Here is a 17907-nt window from a genome sequence, read left to right on the forward strand (position 1 = left end):
CCAACTGCGTCATGCGGTATTAGCACAATTTTCACTGTGTTATTCCCCTCTCCAAGGCAGGTTCCTCACGCGTTACTCACCCGTCCGCCACTAAGCATTCCTATCACTTGTCCGAAAACTCGATCAAGGGTGCTCCGTTCGACTTGCATGTGTTAAGCACGCCGCCAGCGTTCATCCTGAGCCAGGATCAAACTCTCAATAAAATGGTATCTAACCGGCTCACAGCCGCTTAAATCATCTTATTGAAGCCAATCTAGCTTCAAAGAAATTTAACGTTGCCCCACAAAGCCAATAAGCTTCATGGACAACTTAATGTCCGTTTTGGTGCTTCGTGTTTCTTGTCTTACGTTGTTTAATTTACAAGGTGCACGCCTGCGAGCTTCTCAGTCGCCCATGTCAGCTCAGCTATTATATCATAGCTTTCGGAGCTTGTCAAGAACTTTTTTCATCTTTTTTCAAGTTCTTTTTTTCGCTCATCCGCTCTCCGGGACCGTCGCTCACGACAGCTTTGATAGAATACCACCTCTGCCCCGTTTTGTCAAGCACTTTTTTGAAAAAATTCGCATTTTGTCTAAAAAAGTGGAGATCAGCACTTTTTCTCAAAACTTGCCCCGCATTGCCGGCAATTGATACGCAGTCTCCCCTTCCCCCTGGGCACCCGGAGCTTGACGCCGCAGGAGGGACATTTGAAGATTTTATATTGGCGCTTTTGTTCCAGCCGCACCTGCCAATTCTCCTGTGCCGTGCGAATACGGCCAAAACCGGCCAGGAAACGCTGGTTCTCCGCATAGCGACGTTCCAAGTTTCGGGACATGGCGCGGACGATACACAGTGCGGCCATAAGAAGGCAACCATAATGTAATACGGTAGCCAACAATACAAACCCTGTCATCAAAGAGCCTAGGTGACACAGGACTGCTCCCACCACCAGGGCTTTGTTCAACTGATCCATTCCGCTTCTTCCAAGAAAGATTTGCTCCAGCACCGTTCGCATGGTCCCTATTCCTCCCTGAACTAGAACATCTCGTTGGGCCGCAACCCCTATCTCTATACATTATAGTATTTCAAGCCGTTGTCAATGCCTTTCGCCCATTGTTTACAAAAAGATTACAGAATCCTTCAAAAAATTAACCACTCACCTTATAACCCAAGCCACGGATGGTTCCAATGAGTTCTCCCGCCCGGCCCAGCTTCTGCCGGAGCGTCCGGATATGGACATCCACCGTTCGTGTCTCCCGTCCCATGGCGTCTCCCCACACACGGTCTAGGATCTGATCCCGGGTCAAAACGATGCCTTTGTTCTCCAAAAGCAGGCAGAGCAATTCAAATTCCTTTAAGGTCAGGGAGACATCCACCCCGTCCACTTGCACCACATGCCGGGAGGGCGACACATAGAGGCTGCCCAAGTGATATTCCGTTGGCGTAGTCATCCCCCCATAGGTCTCCGCACGCCGGAGCAGTGCCCGGATTCGGGAGAGCAGCTCCATCATACGAAAGGGCTTTTGCACATAATCATCTGCCCCGGCGTCCAGAGCAATTACCGCGTCATACTCTGTGCTTTTCGCCGTAAGCATCATCACTGGTACTGCCTGGGTAGTTGGGTCTCCCCGGAGCTTGCGCAAAATCGACAGGCCGTCCTCCTCCGGGAGCATAATATCCAGCAACACAAGGACGGGCCGCCTCCGCTCCACCGCCGCCCAGAAGGTAGAAGGGCGGCCAAAACCCTCCACCTCATACCCCGCGTTGGTCAGGGTATAGACCACCAGCTCCCGGATGCTGGCATCGTCCTCTACAAAATAGATCATGATCCATTCACTCCAAGGGAAAAGTCTTATAGATGCAATAAAAGCCTTGTCTCTCGACAAGGCTTTTAAGCGTGGAGGCGCCACCCAGATTTGAACTGGGGGTGGAGGTTTTGCAGACCTCTGCCTTACCACTTGGCTATGGCGCCGAACTGGAGCGAGTGACGAGGCTCGAACTCGCTACCTCCACCTTGGCAAGGTGGCGCTCTACCAGATGAGCTACACTCGCAGTTGGTGCCCAGGGCCGGAATCGAACCAGCGACACGCGGATTTTCAGTCCGCTGCTCTACCAACTGAGCTACCTGGGCATGGTGGGCACATTGCTGTGCCCTTTGGCGACGCGGAAGGGACTTGAACCCTCGACCTCCGGCGTGACAGGCCGGCGTTCTAACCAACTGAACTACCGCGCCAAATCCTGGTGGGAACAACAGGGCTCGAACCTGTGACCCCATGCTTGTAAGGCATGTGCTCTCCCAGCTGAGCTATGCTCCCGAGGTTCCGAAGGAGTTGTTACCCCCAAGCGGCGAAGCTTATTATAGCGAAAGAGGCAATGTTTGTCAATAGGTTTTTTCAAAAAAATTCATTTTTTCTTGTCGAGGGAAACCAGAGGGAAAATGGGGCCTCAGAGAGAGGCCGCCAAGTCCTCCAATTCTTCCCGTTCAAACACATGCACAGCGTCGCAAAACTGGCAGGTCATCTCTGCCCTGCCCTGCTCGGCAATGATGTCCAGCAATTCCTGTTTCCCCAAGCTCACCAGGACAGTCCGCATCCGCTCCCGGCTGCAATAGCAGCGGTACGCCACGGGAACCGTCTCCAACTTCTCCAACTGGAAGTCCCCCAGCACCAGTCCCAGCAATTCTTCCGCCGAAACCCCCTGGTTCAATTTCTCCGTCACCTGGCCTACACGGGTGATCCCCGCCTCGATCTTGTCGATCACGCTGTCGTCTGCCCCCGGCAGAAGTTGGATGAGATAGCCCCCGGCAGCAGCCACAGACAGGTCCCGGTCCACCAGCACCCCCAGGGCACAGGCAGTGGGAATCTGCTCACTCTCCACGAAATAGGCCGTGATATCCTCTGCGATCTCCCCAGAGGCCAGGGGGATCGTCCCCACATAGGGCTCCTTCATCCGCAGGTCCTTGATCACAGTGAGGGCCCCGGCGGTGCCCACCGCGCTGCCCACGTCCAGCTTGGCAGGCCCCTTCAAGGGCAGCTCAATCTGACCGTTCTGCACATACCCCCGGACGTTCCCGCCGCTGTCTGACACCGCCAGGATCCCCCCTAGTGGGCCGCCACCGTTGATGCGCAGGGTCAACGACCCCTTTTCCTCTTTGAGTTGCTGGCCCATCATAGACGCTGCCATCAGTGTCCTACCCAGGGCGGCTGTAGCCACCGGCAAGGTGTGGTGAATCTCCCGGGCACGCTGAACCATGGCCCGTCCCTGAATGGCCATAGCCTTAACGGGCGCGTCCTTGGCAATCATTCTTACAATATAATCCTTCATCTGTTTCTCCTGCTCCTGTGTTGTTTTTTATCCCTCCGGCTTCCGGGCCCAGAAGAAGATTCGTGCCGCCCCCGTTTCCGGCGGGGTGAGCCTACACTCCCCATACTGCTGAATCTCAACAAATCCCGCCTGGTGAAGGCCAGCCTCTACCTCCTCCGGGGTGTAGGCATACTCCTGGTGGGTCTCCTCCTCCCGGCGCCAAAGCCCACCTTCCCGTTGAAAGATATCCATGGCATAGGTGCAGATCCGGCTGTCCGCGTCATACTCCGTCCGCCAGAGGCAAAAGGCATCCTCCGTCTCATCCAGAAACATTTCCCCATCCAGGCCCTGCAAATGGTCAGGGGTATGGATGTCAAAGATCAAGCTGCCACCAGGCTCCAGAAAGAGCCAGACCCGGCGAAAGACCTCGTGCAGCAGTTCCGGCACCGTCACGTGGTTCACACTGTCCAGAAGGCACACACAGGCATCCACCGTCCCGTAGAGGTCCAGCTCCTCCATGGCCTGGCAGAGGAACATAGGCTTTTCCCCCGGCAATTCCGCCGCTTTCTCCGCAGCCACCGCCAACATCTCTGGGGAAAAATCCACCCCGATGAGCTCATAGCCCCGCTGGGCCAAGAGGCAGGTCATGTTCCCTGTGCCGCAGGCCAGATCCAGCACCGTCCGCACTGGCCGTCCGCTCCGGGCAAACAGTGTTTCCAGAAAGTCCGCCCAGGCGCTGTACTCCACATCCTGGGTCATATCGTCATAACAGCCCGCCAGGGCACGGTATTCCATCTCAAAGTTCATCGTTCTTCTGTGCCTTCCACACGCTCTCTACCCTGGGCAGGATGGTCTGATAGCCCTCGTCCCCATACTGTAGGCAGCGGTTGACCCGGCTGATGGTGGCACTGCTGGCCCCGGTACGCTTGAGGATATCCTGGTAGATCATCCCCTCCCGCAGGTACATGGCCACCTCAATGCGCTGCTCCATGGCTTTCAGCTCACTGACAGTACAAAGGTCCTGCAAGAAACGGCGGCATTCCTCCACCGTCTCCAAGTGCAGCAGGCTTTCGTATAATAGGCCGCTGCCTTCCCTGGGTGTTTTCTTCATGAAAGGCCCCTCCTTTGCCCAGAAGTGTCCTCTATATTTTATCAAGTTAAATCGCGAATGTAAAGAGAGAATGCAGTAAAAGGAAAAATTCCCGAAAGAAAATGAAATTTTTAGTTTCCACTCTTGCAAATTTTAGAGCACAGTACTATAATAAATTGTATTTTTTATTGGGAGGGATCACTATGGTAAAAGCAATCGTCGGCGCCAACTGGGGCGACGAGGGCAAAGGAAAAATCACGGATCTGTTGGCAGAGGGCTCGGAAATCGTGATCCGATTTCAGGGCGGGGCCAACGCCGGCCATACCATCATCAACGAATACGGCCGCTTCGCCCTTCATATGCTGCCCTCTGGCATCTTCTACTCCCACATCACCAACATCATCGGAAACGGCGTAGCTCTGGACATCCAAAAGCTCACCGCCGAGCTCCGTTCCCTGGTGGAGGCCGGCGTCCCCGCCCCCCAGCTCATGGTCTCAGAACGGGCCCAGCTGCTCATGCCTTACCACGTGCTCCAAGACGCTTACGAAGAGGAGCGTTTGGGGGGGAAGGCCTTCGGCTCCACGAAAAGCGGTATTGCCCCCTTCTACTCCGACAAGTACGCCAAAGTGGGCATCCAGGTCTGCGACCTCTTCGACGATGCCCGCCTGCGGGACCGGCTAGACCGGGCCCTTGAGGTCAAAAACATCCTCTTCCAAGACCTGTATCACAAGCCCCCAGTGGATGCCGGCACCCTCTATCAGGAGCTTTTGGCGCTGCGGGAGATCATCCGCCCCTATGTAGGGGATTCCGTCACCTACATCCACCAAGCCCTCAAGGAGGGAAAAACCATTCTGCTGGAAGGGCAGTTGGGGGCCATGAAGGACCCGGACCTGGGCATCGTCCCCATGACCACCTCCTCTCACACCCTGGCAGGCTTCGGCTGCGTGGGGGCCGCCATCCCCCCTACCGCCATTGAGGATGTAATCTGTGTCACCAAGGCCTATTCCTCCTGTGTAGGGGCAAAAACAGAGCCCTTCGTCAGCGAACTATTGGGGGATGCCGGCGATGAATTGCGCCGCCGGGGGGGCGACAAGGGTGAATTTGGAGCCACCACAGGCCGTCCCCGTCGGGTAGGCTGGTTCGACACCGTGGCCACCCGCTATGGCTGCATGATCCAAGGTGCCACCCAGGTGGCCCTCACCTGTCTGGATGTGTTGGGCTATCTGGACGAGATCCCTGTGTGTACCGCCTACGAGGTGGACGGGCAGGTGACCAAGGACTTCCCTGTCCCTGCCCTGCTGGACCGGGCTAGGCCAGTGTTCACCACCCTCCCAGGCTGGAAGTGTGATATCCGGGGCATCACAGACTACGCCGCCCTGCCCGCCAACGCCAAGGCATATGTAGACTTCTTGGAAACGGAAATCGGCGTACCCATCACCCTGGTCTCCACCGGTCCCAAACGGCATGAGATCGCTTGGCGACAGTAACAGGGCATTTTTTCAAAAGACTTGACAACGCTGCTGCCTCTGCATATAATAGGCTAAATTCACCCGTACCCGCCAAAGGGCCCACCAGCCCGAGGCAGTACCCGCTGATCAGGCTGCGGCCCTTGGGGACGCGAAGCCGGGCCGGAATACCGGCAGCAGAACGTATCAACTACGCATCTGTGGGACAGAACTATGTTTCACAGATGCTTTTTTTCGTCCTTCAGGAGGTTTTCTCATGGCTAACATCAAAAGCATCCCACCCCAGCAGGAGGGCCGTATCATTGCCCGGGTCTCTGCCCTCACCATCCTGGGCAACATCCTCCTCACCGTTTTTAAGCTCTTCGCCGGTATCATGGGCCACTCTGGGGCCATGGTCTCCGATGCCATCCACTCCATGTCCGACGTAGCCGCCACAGCCATTACCTACTTCGGCATCCGCCTCTCCCGGAAGGATGCCGACCAACAGCACCCCTATGGCCATGAACGGGTGGAATGTCTGGTATCCCTCCTGCTGGGCCTGCTCCTCTTCATGGTGGGCTGTGGCATCGGCTGGGAGGGTATCTTGAAAATCGCCGGAGGCTCCTATGACCAACTGACCGTCCCCAGTGCCCTGGCCTTGGCCGCCGCCATCGTGTCCATCCTCATCAAAGAGGCCATGTATTGGTACACCCGCCACTACGCCCTCCTACTAAACTCCACAGCCTTTATGGCCGACGCCTGGCACCACCGCTCTGACGCCCTCTCCTCTGTGGGCTCCCTCATCGGTATCGGCGGAGCCATGCTGGGCTTCCCGGTGTTGGACCCCGCCGCCAGCATCGCCATCTGCCTGTGCATCCTCAAGGTGGCCTTTGATATCCTGAAAGACGCAGTGAAGAAGATGCTGGACACCTCCTGCGACCCAGAGTACGAGGAAACCCTCTCCAACTTCATCTCCGCCCAGCCGGGCGTGATCCGTCTGGACTCCCTGCGCACCCGGATGTTTGGCAGCCGGGTCTATGTGGACCTAGAAATCGCCGTCGAGGGGGAAAAGCCCCTCCGGGAGGCCCACAGCATTGCGGAACAGGTCCACGACGGAGTGGAGGCCCAATTCCCCAACGTCAAACACATTATGATCCATGTCAATCCCGCTTAAACCCCTCGGAAATCAAAATTGTGCCCGCCAGGAGGATTCCCCGGGCGGCCACAGCCGTTTTTCTTCACTTTTTCCCGCTCTTGGTATCGCAGTAAATACAGCGGTACACCACATGTTCCCGGTCTGTGAGCCGGAACACATGGGGCAGCTCCTGTTCAATGGAGGTGATACAACGGGGGTTCTTGCAGCGGATCACCCCGGTGATGGTCTCCGGCAGGTGGGGGTGGAGCTTCTCCATCCGCTCCCCCTGGCGGATGATGTTCACGGTGATATGAGGATCAATGTAGCCCAGCATATCGTAGTTCAGGTCAATGACCTCGTTGACCTTCAGGATATCCTTGCGGCCATACTTCCCGCTCTCGGCGTTGGTAATCACCGCCACCTCACATTCCAGCTTGTCCAGCCCCAGGTCTTTATACAGGTCCATACCCCTCCCGGCGGGGATGTGGTCGATGACGATGCCGTCCACAATGGTGCCTATAATCATCTCACTCCACCTCCAACAGCTTCAGGATCAGAGCCATACGGATGAACTTCCCGTTGAGTACCTGACGAAAATAACAGGCCCTGGGGTCGTCGTCCACGGCAATGGAAATCTCATTCACGCGGGGCAGGGGATGCAGGATCGCCAAGTCTGCCTTGGCTGTGCGCAGTTTTTCCGGGGTAAGGATATAGCTGTCCTTCAAGCGGACGTAATCGTCCTCGTTGAAGAAGCGCTCCCGCTGTACCCTGGTCATATAGAGGATGTCCAACTCCGGCATAGCCTCTTCCAGGGAAGTGGTCTCCCGGAAGCTGATGCCCTCTCGTTCCAACAATTCCGAGCGCACACTCTCCGGCACCCGCAGCTCCTCCGGGGAGATCAGGGTGAAGCGGACGTTGTCATAGCGGGACATAGCCCCGATCAGGGAGTGGACAGTGCGGCCAAACTTCAAGTCACCGCAGCAGCCTACCACCAAATCTCCCAGCCGCCCCTTCTCCCGCTTAATGGTGAGCAGGTCTGTCAGGGTCTGGGTGGGGTGGTGGTGTCCCCCGTCCCCTGCGTTGATCACCGGCACCGACGCCTTGGTGGAGGCCACCAGGGGTGCGCCCTCCTTGGGGTGGCGCATGGCGATGATATCTGCAAAGCAGCTCACCGTCCGGGCAGTATCCGCCACGCTCTCCCCCTTGGCTGCCGAGGAGCTCTGGGCCTCAGAAAAGCCCAGCACCTGTCCCCCCAGCTCATACATGGCGGACTCAAAGCTCAGGCGTGTCCGGGTGGAGGGCTCATAAAAGAGGGTTGCCAACTTTTTGTAGCGGCACTTTTCCCGATACTCCTCTGGATAGGCGATGATGTCCTCTGCGGTGGCAATCAGCTCGTCGATTTCTCTGACGGATAGGTCTGTAATATCGATCAAGTCACGTTTCATGAAAACTATGGGCTCCTTTCCCCTGCCGTCCCGGTCCTTACGTCACAGTTACCGTCCAATCCAGCTCTCATCGGAGGGATTGTTGCGGAAAGCAATCAGGCGCGCCTGGTCCTCCTTCCGGATATAACCCTCATCAGCAGCCACCTGGGCCACGGTGTCCAGATCCGTGAGGCTGACGTTTTGCACCTGGGCGGCAGCCAGACGGTCCACGCTCTTTTTCATCCCGTAGGTAAAGATACTGGCAATCCCCAGCACTTCCGCCCCGGCCTCCCGGAGTACCTCCACCACATCCAGAACGCTGCCGCCGGTGGAGATTAGGTCCTCAATGACCACCACCTTCTGGCCCTTTTCCAGCTTGCCTTCGATCTGGTTTTTCCGTCCGTGGTCCTTGGCCCCTGAGCGGACATAGCCCATAGGCAGCTCCAACAGGTGTGCGGTAATCGCGGCGTGGGCGATCCCGGCGGTGCTGGTGCCCATGAGGGCTTCCGCCTCCGGGTAGTGGGTTTTGACCAGTTCCGCCAGTCCATTTTCCACATCCAGCCGGACCTGGTGGTCCGACAGGGTCAGACGATTGTCGCAATAGATGGGGCTCTTGATGCCGCTGGCCCAGGTAAAGGGCTCGTCAGGGCGCAAAAACACAGCTTTTATCTGCAATAAATCCTTGGCAATCTTGGTTTTCATGTCGTTCCTCCTCTGTGGTCCCTTAGCCTACAAACTCTTCCACGCAGCGCTGGTATGCCGCCACTGGGTCCGCCGCCTGGGTGATAGGGCGGCCCACCACGATATAGTCCGACCCCAGTTCCTTGGCCTGGGCCGGGGTAGTCACCCGCACTTGGTCCCCCTTCTCCCCGTCGGCAAAACGGATGCCGGGGGTCACAGTAAGGAAGCCTCCACCGCAGCGCCGGTGGACCTTCCCTGCCTCCAAGGGGGCGCAGACCACCCCGTCCAGCCCTGCCTGGGCGGCGTTGGCGGCGTAGTGCATCACAGTCTCATCCAGGGGCGCAGAAATCAGCAATTCCTCTGCCATACGCTCCTGGCTGGTGGAGGTAAGCTGGGTCACGGCAATCACCAGAGGGCGGCTGCCGTCAGGGCGGGTGACCCCCTCCAATGCCCCCTCCATCATGGCCCGTGTTCCGGCAGCGTGGAGATTCACCATGTCCACATCCAGCCGGGATAACACCGCCATGGCCTTTTTCACGGTGTTGGGAATGTCATGGAGCTTCAAGTCTAGGAAAATCTGATGGCCCCGGGCTTTCAGCTCCTGGACGATAGCCGGACCCTCGGCATAAAACAGCTCCATGCCGATTTTCACATAGGGCTTTTTCCCGGAAAACTTGTCCAGAAAGGCCAAGGTCTCCTCCTTGCTGTTAAAGTCGCAGGCAATGATGACGTCTTTTCCCATCAGTGGGCACCTCCTATGATCTCTGTCAAATTCTGTATCCCCAGGCGCTCCATCTCCCTGGGGAGCGCTTCAATAATTTCCTTGCAGGCCCTGGGGTTCACCAGGTTGGCCGCCCCCACCTGCACAGCCGTGGCCCCAGCCAACATCAGCTCAATGACATCCTGGGCATTTTGGACGCCGCCCATCCCGATGATGGGCAGCTTCACCGCTTCGTAAACCTGCCACACCATCCGCACCGCCACCGGGAACACCGCTGGGCCTGAGAGGCCACCGGTGGTATTGGCCAAGATGGGGGCCCGGCGCTTCAAGTCCAGGCGCATCCCCAAAAGGGTGTTGATGAGGCTGATGCCGTCGGCCCCGCCCTCCTCACAGGCTTTCGCAATGCTGGCAATGTCGGTGACATTGGGGGTGAGCTTCATGTATACTGGCTTATGACAGACCGCTTTCACCGCCTGGGTCACCTGATAGACCATATCCGGATCGGTGCCAAAACTCAACCCTCCATGCTGGACGTTGGGGCAGCTCACATTGACCTCGATGAGATCGGTCAGCGGGGAGGCATCTGCCTTGGCACAGCACTCCACATACTCCTCCAAGGAAAAGCCGCTGATGTTGGCAATGATGGGCTTATGATAGACCGCCCGGAGCTTGGGCAGCTCCTCCGCCACCACTTTGTCGATGCCAGGGTTTTGCAGGCCCACAGCGTTGAGCATCCCCCCTGGGGTCTCCGCGATCCGGGGGGCGGGGTTGCCAAAGCGGGGCTCCCGGGTGGTCCCCTTAACGCTGATGGCCCCCAGACAGTTAATGTCATACCACTGGGCAAATTCATAGCCGAAGCCAAAGGTGCCGCTGGCGGGGATGACGGGGTTGTCCAGCGCCACGCCGCTGAGGGTAACTGTGGTATTTACCATAGGATTTCCTCCTTTTCCAGCACCGGGCCCTCCCGGCAGATGCGTTTGTTGCCGTACTTGGTCTGACAGGTACAGCCCATGCAGGCCCCGAAGCCACAGCCCATGCGCTCCTCAAAGCTGAACTGCCCCGACGTGGCACTCTTGTCATACACCGCCTTGAGCATAGGCTCCGGGCCGCAGGTATATATATAGGTATATCCCTCCTGGGGCATCGCATCTGTCACGAAGCCCTGGACCCCCACCGAGCCGTCGGCGGTGGCTACCGTGACCTCCACCCCCAGTGTTTGAAATTCCTCCTGTAAAAACAGCTCTTCCGCCCGGTTGAAGCCCAAGATCACAGCCGGGTGCTTCCCCTGTGCCAGCAGCTGTTTCGCCAGGGCATACAGGGGCGGAACCCCAGCCCCACCACCAATGAGCAGGGGGCGTTCCCCGGACTTTTCCAAATCATAGCCGTTGCCCAGCCCTGTGAGCAGGTCCAGCTCTGCCCCCTCAGGCAGCTGGCTCATCTGGGCCGTCCCCTTGCCCACCACTTTATAAATCAAAACCAGGCTGTCCGGCCCGTAGTCACACACAGAGATGGGGCGGCGGAGGAAGCAGCCCTCTAGGGCGATGTTCACAAACTGCCCCGGCCTAGTGATGGACGTGGTGTCCCCTTTGAGGGACATACGATAGGTGTCCTCCGCCAACTTCTCATTCTTCACGATGGTAAAGAGGCCTTGTCTCATCCCTTCTCTCCTCCTTCCAGTTCCCAGGCAATCTCCCCGCCAGCTACCGTCAGCAAACAGCGTCCAAAGACCTGCTGGCCGGTAAAGGGGGAACTCTTCCCCATGGAAAGGAAGTCCGCCGGGTCCACGGTGTAGCTGTCCGCCAGGTCAAAGACGGTGAAGTCCGCCACCGCCCCTTCTTCTAGGGGCGCCCCGATGCCAAAGCGCTTGGCGGGGTTGGTGTGCAGCAGCTCCACCAGCTTGTCCAAGGTGAGGATGCCGGGTTTCACCAAGTTCGTATACAGCACCGGGAAAGCGGTCTCCAAACCCACGATGCCAAAGAAGCTCTTTTCCAGGCCCTTGTCCTTCTCCTCCTGGGCATGGGGGGCATGGTCGGTGGCGATCATGTCCACCGTTCCGTCCAACAAGCCTGCAATCAGGGCTTGACGGTCCGCCTCACTGCGGATGGGGGGATTCATCTTGAACCGCCCATCCTCTTGCAGCATACTGTCGTTGAACACCAGGTAGTGGGGGGCGGTCTCACAGCTCACGTCTAGCCCCTCTCGTTTGGCCTGGCGGATCAACTCCACCGTCTCCTTGGTGGAGACGTGGCAGACGTGGTAGGCACAGCCGGTCTCCCGGACCAGTTCCAAGTCCCGCTCCACCTGCTTCCACTCGCTGGCAGAGGGGTTCCCCCGGTGTCCGTGGGCAGCGGCGTAGGCTCCGTCATGGATGTAACCCCCATTGAGCAGGCTTTCATCCTCACAGTGGGCCACGATGCACTTCCCCAGGGACTTGGTCCGCACCATGGCCTCCCGCATGTTCTCTGTGCGCTGGACGCCCTTGCCGTCATCGGAAAAGGCCACCACATGGGAGGCCATTTCCTCCAACGCCGCCAAGCTCTCCCCCTTCTCCCCCACGGTAATGGCCCCGTAGGGGTACACATGAACTGCCGCCGACTGCCGGATGGCCTCCAACTCCGGCTGAAGATGCTCCAAGCTGTCTGGAACCGGCTTTAGGTTGGGCATGGGGCACACAGCGGTGAAGCCCCCCCGGGCCGCTGCCCGGGTCCCTGTGGCGATGGTCTCTTTATACGAAAAACCCGGCTCTCGAAGATGCACATGCACATCCACGAAACCGGGAAACAGACAACCATGATTCAATTCCATCACACGGGCGTCAGAAACCTGGGGTACTTCCCTGGAAAGGGAAACAATACGGCCATCGTCCACCAGGACCGACCGCCGTTCCATCCCGCTGCTGCTCAGCACCGACACTTCTTTCAGAAGAAGCCTCATAGGTAAATTCCTCCTGCAACTTCATTTTTATCCTATTCTATGTTGAAATTATCTTACCAGATAGGGGCGCTTCTGTCAATGATTTTCGGCCCCTGGGGCCAGAAAACCCCAGGGGCCGAAAGGCTCAGTGCGCTTCCACGTCTGGCAACGTCTCTCCTGCCTCGTCCTCTAGGACAGACAGTTCCGGCTTCTCCTCCTGGGCAGGCTCCACCGCGTCCTTCTTCCACTCTTGGCCATGGACAATGTGCCGGGAGATGGTCTTATACACCAGGAAGGTCACCAAGGCGTTTACTCCGGCCTTCAGCAGGTTGAAGGGCAGGATCACCGGCAGCAGCAGGGCATCCACCACATCTACCGGCACCGCCATAAACAGCGGCGTAATCACATGGTTGGTGGGCATCATCACAAGGCCCATGGACAGCACCCCAAGGATTAGTCCAACAATGGCCCCCTTCCTGCTGTGGCGCATCCGGTAAATGCCAGAAGACACCAGCACCAGCACCAGCACAGAGGTAGCAATGATGTGCATGATGATCCCATACAGGCCGCTATGGGCGCTCACCGTCAGCCCCTGGATCACTGCGGACACCACTGTCAGCAGAATCCCCGCCAGAGGCCCATAAGCAAAGGCCCCGATGAGGATGGGGATATCCGCCGGGTCATATTCCAGGAAGGGGGCTGCGGGGAAGATGGGGAAGTGGACCAGGTAGACCAGCACCACCGACACCGCCACCAGCATAGCCATCACTGCCAATTTGCGGACTTTTTGGGTCCGCTGGATCTTTTCTCTCTCATTCATAAAAATACTCCCTCTATCATCGAGTTTTCCCCATTATACCGGTTTGATTGGAAAAAACAAGCCCCAAATCCAGAGAAAACCCCTGGAGCTTCCACTCCAGGGGTATCGCAGCTTCCAAACTGAGGATTATTTCAATGTCTCATCATACATGGCCCGGTCGCCGCCGATGAACTTGGGGCGCACCCGCGCCGCCAGGAGGATGGCCTGGCCGATGTGTTTGCACTCCAAGCGCACCGGCACTGCCACATGCTTCATGTGCATCCCGATCAGGGTTCCGCCGATGTCCAGGCCGGCATCTGCCCGGATAAACTCCACCGCCACTGGGTGGGAAAAACCATGGTAGGCCGCTGTGGCAAAGGAGCTCCCTGCCTTGGGCTGAGGGACAACGTTACAAATTTCCGCGTTGGGCACCGCCGCCCCCTCTACAATGATAGCCCGGTTCAAATGCTCACAGCACTGAGCTGCCAGGTAAATGCCCTTCGGGGCCAGGACCTCCATGAGCCCGTCAAAAATGGCTTTCCCAATCTCCGGGCTGGAACTGCTGCCCACCTTATGGCCGGCCACCTCACTGGTAGAGCAGCCCACCACCAGGATCTGTCCCTTTTGCAGCTTGGCCACTTCGCAAATCTGCTCCGCCGCCTGTCTGGCTTCTTCCCGTACTTGGTCTAACATAAAACTCCACCTCTATGTTTTTGTATTTGATGTCTCTATTATAAACCAAATCCAAGGCTTTACCATAGCCAAAGAGGGTTTTTTCCCCATATCCAGATTATTTTCTCCGGGCCTTATACTGCACCACCAAAATGATGCGGACAATCTCCGAGGCAATCAGGATACCCCCCGCAATCCCCAGGGAAGCCAGAAGCGCGTCTATCCCCCGCTGGGTAAAGACCTCCATATCACTGTAGATGGCCCCCTCCATCGCATAGTAGAGGGCGCTGCCGGGGAGCAGGGGGACAATGCCCGGGATCAGGTAGACATTGGCCGGGGCCTTGCGCCAGCGGGCCATCCCCTCAGACCACAGGCAAACCGCCAGCGCCCCCGCCAGGGAGCTAAGGAACGCTCCTCCGCCAAGGTGGCTCACGATGACATCGCTGACCCAGGCCAGCGTACCGCCCAATGTTGCCCAAACCAAGTGCCAGTGACGCACCCGGAACACCAGGGCAAAGCCCAAGGTGCCCAGGGTGGCCGTCAAAATACGGATCAGTTCTCCGATCATAGGCCCCCTCCAATCATCAGCGCCACAGCATATCCGATGGCGATAGCCCCCGCCCCCAGCACTGCCTCCACCATACGGTAAATGCCGGTGAGGATGTCCGAATAAAAGAGCTCCCGCACGCCGTTCACCAGGGAGAGCCCAGGAATGAAGATCATGATATCCCCGATGACAATCATATCCAAGTTACACATGGGGAAAATCCCTGCACACAGCCGCGCCAGGAGACCCGAAGCAAAGCAGGCGATCATAATATAGATGGTCCGGTTTTGCAGGTTGCGCATCCGCAGGTGATCCAAGCAATAGATGCCACAGCCGATGAGGGCAGAGAGGATGCCATCCAACAGGTTCCCGCCAAAAAACACGGCAAAGGCCCCGATTCCCAAGATATATCCGATCAGCTCCGACACCGCCCATCGGGGGGAATTGTCCTTGATCGTGGGCAATTGGCTTACCGGCGGTGGGTCAAAGCAGATCTGCCGGGCCGCCGCGTTGATCATTTCCAGCCGCCGCAGGTTCATCCCCGTCTTTTCCGGGAGGACCATACAGGTGCTGGGATAGTGCTCACCCGCTTTCGTCTTCACCGTGGCCGCCACCTGGGTGGGCATGGCATGGGCATCCAGCACCTCCATGCCGTACGCCCGGAAAATACGGGCCATGGTGTTCTCCGCCCGCCAGGCCTCCGCGCCGCATTCCATCATCTGTCTGCCCAGACCCAAGGTATATTCCAGTAAGGTCTCACAATCTCTTTTGTTCATGGGCCACTCCCCCTTTCCCCTTGTCATTGAGAATCCCCATCATAGACCATCTTCGCGGAAAAAACAAGGGGGAAAGGCAACAGAAGCCGCCCTGGGGCAGGGTGTTTTTTCATGTAAAATCGCAGGTACCAAGGTTGACTTTCCCCAGCTTATCCCGTAGAATGAAAGTACTACACTGTGATTGTATGATTAAGGAGGTCCCTCCATGGAAAACATGTGGAATAGCACCCTGTTCAAAGAAAACGCAAAGGCCAACTTCCGCCGGAACTACTGGTCCTTCGTGGCGGTCAGCGTGTTGCTGACATTGGTGGGCGGCGGGTTCATGGCCATTCAAATCAACTACGCCCCAGACTACATTCCCTGGCTCTCCCATTACGTCTCCTATACCAGAGAACTGCCCTGGGAAGAGGTCATGGCGCGGATGACCTTCTCCATCCACGTCCCCTTCATCTTTGTGTTGGCGTTCCGCCTGCTGGTGTCCAACCCCTATGAGGTGGGCGCCTGCCGCTTCTTCCTGGACAACAACGGCACCCAGCAAGTCCCCTTCTCCCAGGTGGCGCTGGGCTTCGCCCGGAACTTCGGCAATGTGGTCCTCACCCAGTTTTTGCGCAATCTCTTCATCTTCCTCTGGTCCCTGCTCTTCCTCATCCCCGGCATCGTCCGTTCCTATGCCTATTTCGCCGTACCCTACATCCTGGCAGAGAACCCCGACCTGGACCACAACCGGGTACTGCAATTGAGCATGGATATGACCCGGGGCCACAAGATGGACATCTTCTTCACCCAGCTCTCCTTCATTTTCTGGTTCCTCTTGGACGCCATCACCTGGAATATCGTAGGCGTGTTCTACGTCCGGCCCTATTACAATGCCACCATGGCGGAAGTATATCGCTTCCTGCGCTTCGAGGCATTGCAGCGGGGCTTTGCCGCCCCTGGCGAGCTGCCCGGGGCCAGCGCCGGTTCTGCCAAGCAGGACCCGTTCCTCTAATTGGGAGGCGCCACATGTTCAAAAAACTATGTACCCTGTTGCTTCCCCTGTGCCTGGCCGCCGCTCTCCTGGCAGGCTGCGGCAGTGAGCCCACCCCAGAGGAGCCCCCAGCCAAAGAGGGCGATCCCGACATCTTGCAAATCAAGACTGGGCTGGGCCCCCTAGCCACCTATCTAAACCTGGACGGCCTCTCTCAGGAAACCTTGGATGGTTGCTATGAAACCCTTGACCTGACCCAGGAGTCCCCGGAAACCGGTACCGTTCTTCACATCACCGAAACCATGGGGGACAGTACCCTGCTCTATGTGGCGTTTACCCTCACCTGCCCCCAGGCAGGGGATGAGCTGCCAGACTTCCGGGCCACCCTTCTTCCTGAAAATGGTTTAGCCAGCAGCCAGGGGCCCGCGCTCAACACAGAGCTGCGGGTGGAAGAAGCTGGCGGCGGCAGCTTCAACTGTCTGGCCATCTTTGACTACAAAAGCACGGAATCCCTCTCCGTTGGAAAGCCCCTTACCCTGATGTTGGAGAGCAGCCAAGGGGGAGCCTCCACCCCCGCTTTCGTCCTCACTGCAAGCTGGACACCCCAAAAGCTGGCCCCAACCCAGTCCTTGGAACTGAAAAACGAAGCGGGAAACCCGGTGGGCACTGCCCTCCTCTCCCCTCTCTCCCTAAAGCTCCTCTTAAAGGACAGCGGCGGCCAGAGTGGGGAGGCCCTGAGCAACTCCATTGCCCTGCTGGACAGCAAGGGGGATGCCTTGGAGGTAAACGGCAGCTTCACCCTGAGCGGTTCCTCTGGGATGGTAGGTGGCGGGGCCTTCTTCTCCCCAGTGGAGCCCTCAGCGGTACATACCATCCAGGTGGGGAACTATACCGCCCAGCTCCCCCAATAAAAAGGACTTCCCCATGTTCAGTGAACAGGATATCCGGCGGGAACTCAACCGTCTGGACGGAATCTCCGGCTTGGATACCAGCACCATCCCCATCCAGATTTCCAAACGGATGACGGCCACCTTGGCCAAGTGCCGGTATCTCCAAAAAGGGAAACAGATGTCCGTGGAAACATTCGTATTCGCGGAACGGCTGCTGCAACATGCCACCCTAGAGCACCTGCTCAACACAATCCGCCATGAGTACGCCCACGCCTATACCATCCTAACCCATCAGCAAGCAGATCACGGGGCCCTGTGGAAAGCTACAGCCAAAGCGTTTGGCTGTGACGGCAGCCGTTTGAGCAGCTACCCCGAGCTGATGGACCGTCCCGACGGCATTAAATATGTGCTACGCTGCACGGCCTGCGGACGAACGGCACGGTACCGGCGGCGGGGCAAGGTCGTCCAGGCCTTTGTATCTAAGCCAACCCGCCGGGATTACCGCTGTGCCTGCGGAAACAATCAATTCATCTTACACGAAACAGACAACGAACAACGCCGGTGA

The 17907-nt window shown here is 57.7% G+C and carries 21 protein-coding genes, 5 tRNA genes, 1 rRNA gene and 1 riboswitch; of the genes, 5 read left to right on the forward strand and 22 right to left on the reverse strand.

The genetic code is table 11. The annotated features are described in order from the left end of the window. The 11 genes from ACTOZL_RS07280 to ACTOZL_RS07330 form a co-directional block, all read right to left on the reverse strand. A 16S ribosomal RNA gene (locus ACTOZL_RS07280) occupies positions 1–203 on the reverse strand; the annotation flags it as partial. Positions 204–586: 383 nt separating this feature from the next. Continuing rightward, positions 587–994 (reverse strand): hypothetical protein, encoded by a 408-nt coding sequence (locus ACTOZL_RS07285; protein WP_482477587.1) that lies wholly within the window; start codon positions 992–994, stop codon positions 587–589. A 133-nt stretch (positions 995–1127) separates the two neighbouring features. Then, on the reverse strand, positions 1128–1805 hold the full coding sequence (locus tag ACTOZL_RS07290; RefSeq protein ID WP_482477589.1) for a response regulator transcription factor: 678 nt from the start codon (positions 1803–1805) through the stop codon (positions 1128–1130). A 72-nt stretch (positions 1806–1877) separates the two neighbouring features. Further along, positions 1878–1951 (reverse strand) — tRNA-Cys (locus ACTOZL_RS07295). Between the two features lie 4 nt (positions 1952–1955). Beyond that, positions 1956–2031 (reverse strand) — tRNA-Gly (locus ACTOZL_RS07300). A 3-nt stretch (positions 2032–2034) separates the two neighbouring features. Continuing rightward, positions 2035–2110 (reverse strand) — tRNA-Phe (locus tag ACTOZL_RS07305). Positions 2111–2135: 25 nt separating this feature from the next. Beyond that, a tRNA-Asp gene (locus tag ACTOZL_RS07310) sits at positions 2136–2212 on the reverse strand. 6 nt (positions 2213–2218) lie between these two features. After that, positions 2219–2294: transfer RNA gene (locus ACTOZL_RS07315), tRNA-Val, on the reverse strand. A gap of 130 nt (positions 2295–2424) precedes the next feature. Continuing rightward, positions 2425–3303 carry an Hsp33 family molecular chaperone HslO gene (gene hslO / locus ACTOZL_RS07320; RefSeq protein WP_482477590.1) on the reverse strand — a complete coding sequence of 293 codons (879 nt, stop codon included), beginning with the start codon at positions 3301–3303 and terminating at the stop codon, positions 2425–2427. Positions 3304–3330: 27 nt separating this feature from the next. After that, positions 3331–4089, reverse strand: a complete 759-nt coding sequence (locus ACTOZL_RS07325) for a class I SAM-dependent DNA methyltransferase (protein WP_482477592.1) — start codon at positions 4087–4089, stop codon at positions 3331–3333. Continuing rightward, positions 4079–4393: a YerC/YecD family TrpR-related protein gene (locus tag ACTOZL_RS07330; protein WP_482477594.1), complete on the reverse strand. Its 315-nt coding sequence runs from the start codon at positions 4391–4393 to the stop codon at positions 4079–4081. The genes ACTOZL_RS07325 and ACTOZL_RS07330 overlap by 11 nt, the downstream gene beginning before the upstream one ends. Before the next feature lie 182 nt (positions 4394–4575). Between ACTOZL_RS07330 and ACTOZL_RS07335 the strand changes: the two genes are divergently transcribed. Continuing rightward, complete coding sequence (locus ACTOZL_RS07335) at positions 4576–5859, forward strand: adenylosuccinate synthase (protein ID WP_482477596.1); 1284 nt, start codon at positions 4576–4578, stop codon at positions 5857–5859. A gap of 94 nt (positions 5860–5953) precedes the next feature. Further along, positions 5954–6049: riboswitch (NiCo riboswitch) on the forward strand. Positions 6050–6094: 45 nt separating this feature from the next. Further along, positions 6095–6991, forward strand: coding sequence for a cation diffusion facilitator family transporter (locus tag ACTOZL_RS07340; RefSeq protein ID WP_482477598.1), 897 nt, complete (start codon positions 6095–6097; stop codon positions 6989–6991). A gap of 64 nt (positions 6992–7055) precedes the next feature. On the opposite strand, the gene ACTOZL_RS07345 is transcribed toward ACTOZL_RS07340, so the two are convergent. The 11 genes from ACTOZL_RS07345 to ACTOZL_RS07395 all read right to left on the reverse strand — a co-directional run bounded on the left by ACTOZL_RS07345 (position 7056) and on the right by ACTOZL_RS07395 (position 15485). After that, positions 7056–7478, reverse strand: a complete 423-nt coding sequence (locus ACTOZL_RS07345; protein ID WP_482477599.1) for an aspartate carbamoyltransferase regulatory subunit — start codon at positions 7476–7478, stop codon at positions 7056–7058. A gap of 1 nt (position 7479) precedes the next feature. Beyond that, complete coding sequence (gene pyrB, locus ACTOZL_RS07350) at positions 7480–8397, reverse strand: aspartate carbamoyltransferase (protein ID WP_482477601.1); 918 nt, start codon at positions 8395–8397, stop codon at positions 7480–7482. A 48-nt stretch (positions 8398–8445) separates the two neighbouring features. After that, positions 8446–9078: an orotate phosphoribosyltransferase gene (gene pyrE / locus ACTOZL_RS07355; RefSeq protein WP_482477602.1), complete on the reverse strand. Its 633-nt coding sequence runs from the start codon at positions 9076–9078 to the stop codon at positions 8446–8448. Between the two features lie 22 nt (positions 9079–9100). Then, entirely contained in the window at positions 9101–9799 is a 699-nt protein-coding gene (pyrF, locus tag ACTOZL_RS07360; RefSeq protein ID WP_482477604.1) for an orotidine-5'-phosphate decarboxylase, read from the reverse strand. Then, entirely contained in the window at positions 9799–10710 is a 912-nt protein-coding gene (locus ACTOZL_RS07365) for a dihydroorotate dehydrogenase (protein ID WP_482477606.1), read from the reverse strand. The genes pyrF and ACTOZL_RS07365 overlap by 1 nt, the downstream gene beginning before the upstream one ends. Beyond that, positions 10704–11435, reverse strand: a complete 732-nt coding sequence (locus ACTOZL_RS07370) for a dihydroorotate dehydrogenase electron transfer subunit (protein WP_482477607.1) — start codon at positions 11433–11435, stop codon at positions 10704–10706. Before ACTOZL_RS07370 ends, ACTOZL_RS07365 begins: the two co-directional genes overlap by 7 nt. Further along, positions 11432–12712: a dihydroorotase gene (locus ACTOZL_RS07375; protein WP_482477609.1), complete on the reverse strand. Its 1281-nt coding sequence runs from the start codon at positions 12710–12712 to the stop codon at positions 11432–11434. The genes ACTOZL_RS07370 and ACTOZL_RS07375 overlap by 4 nt, the downstream gene beginning before the upstream one ends. Positions 12713–12836: 124 nt before the next feature. After that, on the reverse strand, positions 12837–13511 hold the full coding sequence (locus tag ACTOZL_RS07380; protein ID WP_482477610.1) for an ECF transporter S component: 675 nt from the start codon (positions 13509–13511) through the stop codon (positions 12837–12839). Positions 13512–13637: 126 nt separating this feature from the next. Next, entirely contained in the window at positions 13638–14183 is a 546-nt protein-coding gene (locus tag ACTOZL_RS07385; RefSeq protein ID WP_482477611.1) for a TIGR01440 family protein, read from the reverse strand. A gap of 97 nt (positions 14184–14280) precedes the next feature. Further along, positions 14281–14730: a threonine/serine exporter family protein gene (locus tag ACTOZL_RS07390; RefSeq protein WP_482477613.1), complete on the reverse strand. Its 450-nt coding sequence runs from the start codon at positions 14728–14730 to the stop codon at positions 14281–14283. Beyond that, positions 14727–15485, reverse strand: a complete 759-nt coding sequence (locus ACTOZL_RS07395; RefSeq protein ID WP_482477614.1) for a threonine/serine exporter family protein — start codon at positions 15483–15485, stop codon at positions 14727–14729. The genes ACTOZL_RS07390 and ACTOZL_RS07395 overlap by 4 nt, the downstream gene beginning before the upstream one ends. Before the next feature lie 205 nt (positions 15486–15690). On the opposite strand from ACTOZL_RS07395, the gene ACTOZL_RS07400 reads away from it, so the two are divergent. Genes ACTOZL_RS07400 through ACTOZL_RS07410 form a run of 3 tightly spaced genes read left to right on the forward strand, consistent with a single transcriptional unit; the run spans position 15691 to position 17907 of the window. Continuing rightward, positions 15691–16473: a DUF975 family protein gene (locus ACTOZL_RS07400; protein WP_482477616.1), complete on the forward strand. Its 783-nt coding sequence runs from the start codon at positions 15691–15693 to the stop codon at positions 16471–16473. Positions 16474–16487: 14 nt separating this feature from the next. Then, a complete protein-coding gene (locus ACTOZL_RS07405) occupies positions 16488–17363 on the forward strand; it encodes a hypothetical protein (RefSeq protein ID WP_482477617.1) in 876 nt (291 codons plus the stop codon). A gap of 13 nt (positions 17364–17376) precedes the next feature. Further along, positions 17377–17907 (forward strand): SprT-like domain-containing protein, encoded by a 531-nt coding sequence (locus ACTOZL_RS07410; RefSeq protein ID WP_482477619.1) that lies wholly within the window; start codon positions 17377–17379, stop codon positions 17905–17907.

Source organism: Evtepia sp., assembly GCF_056797215.1.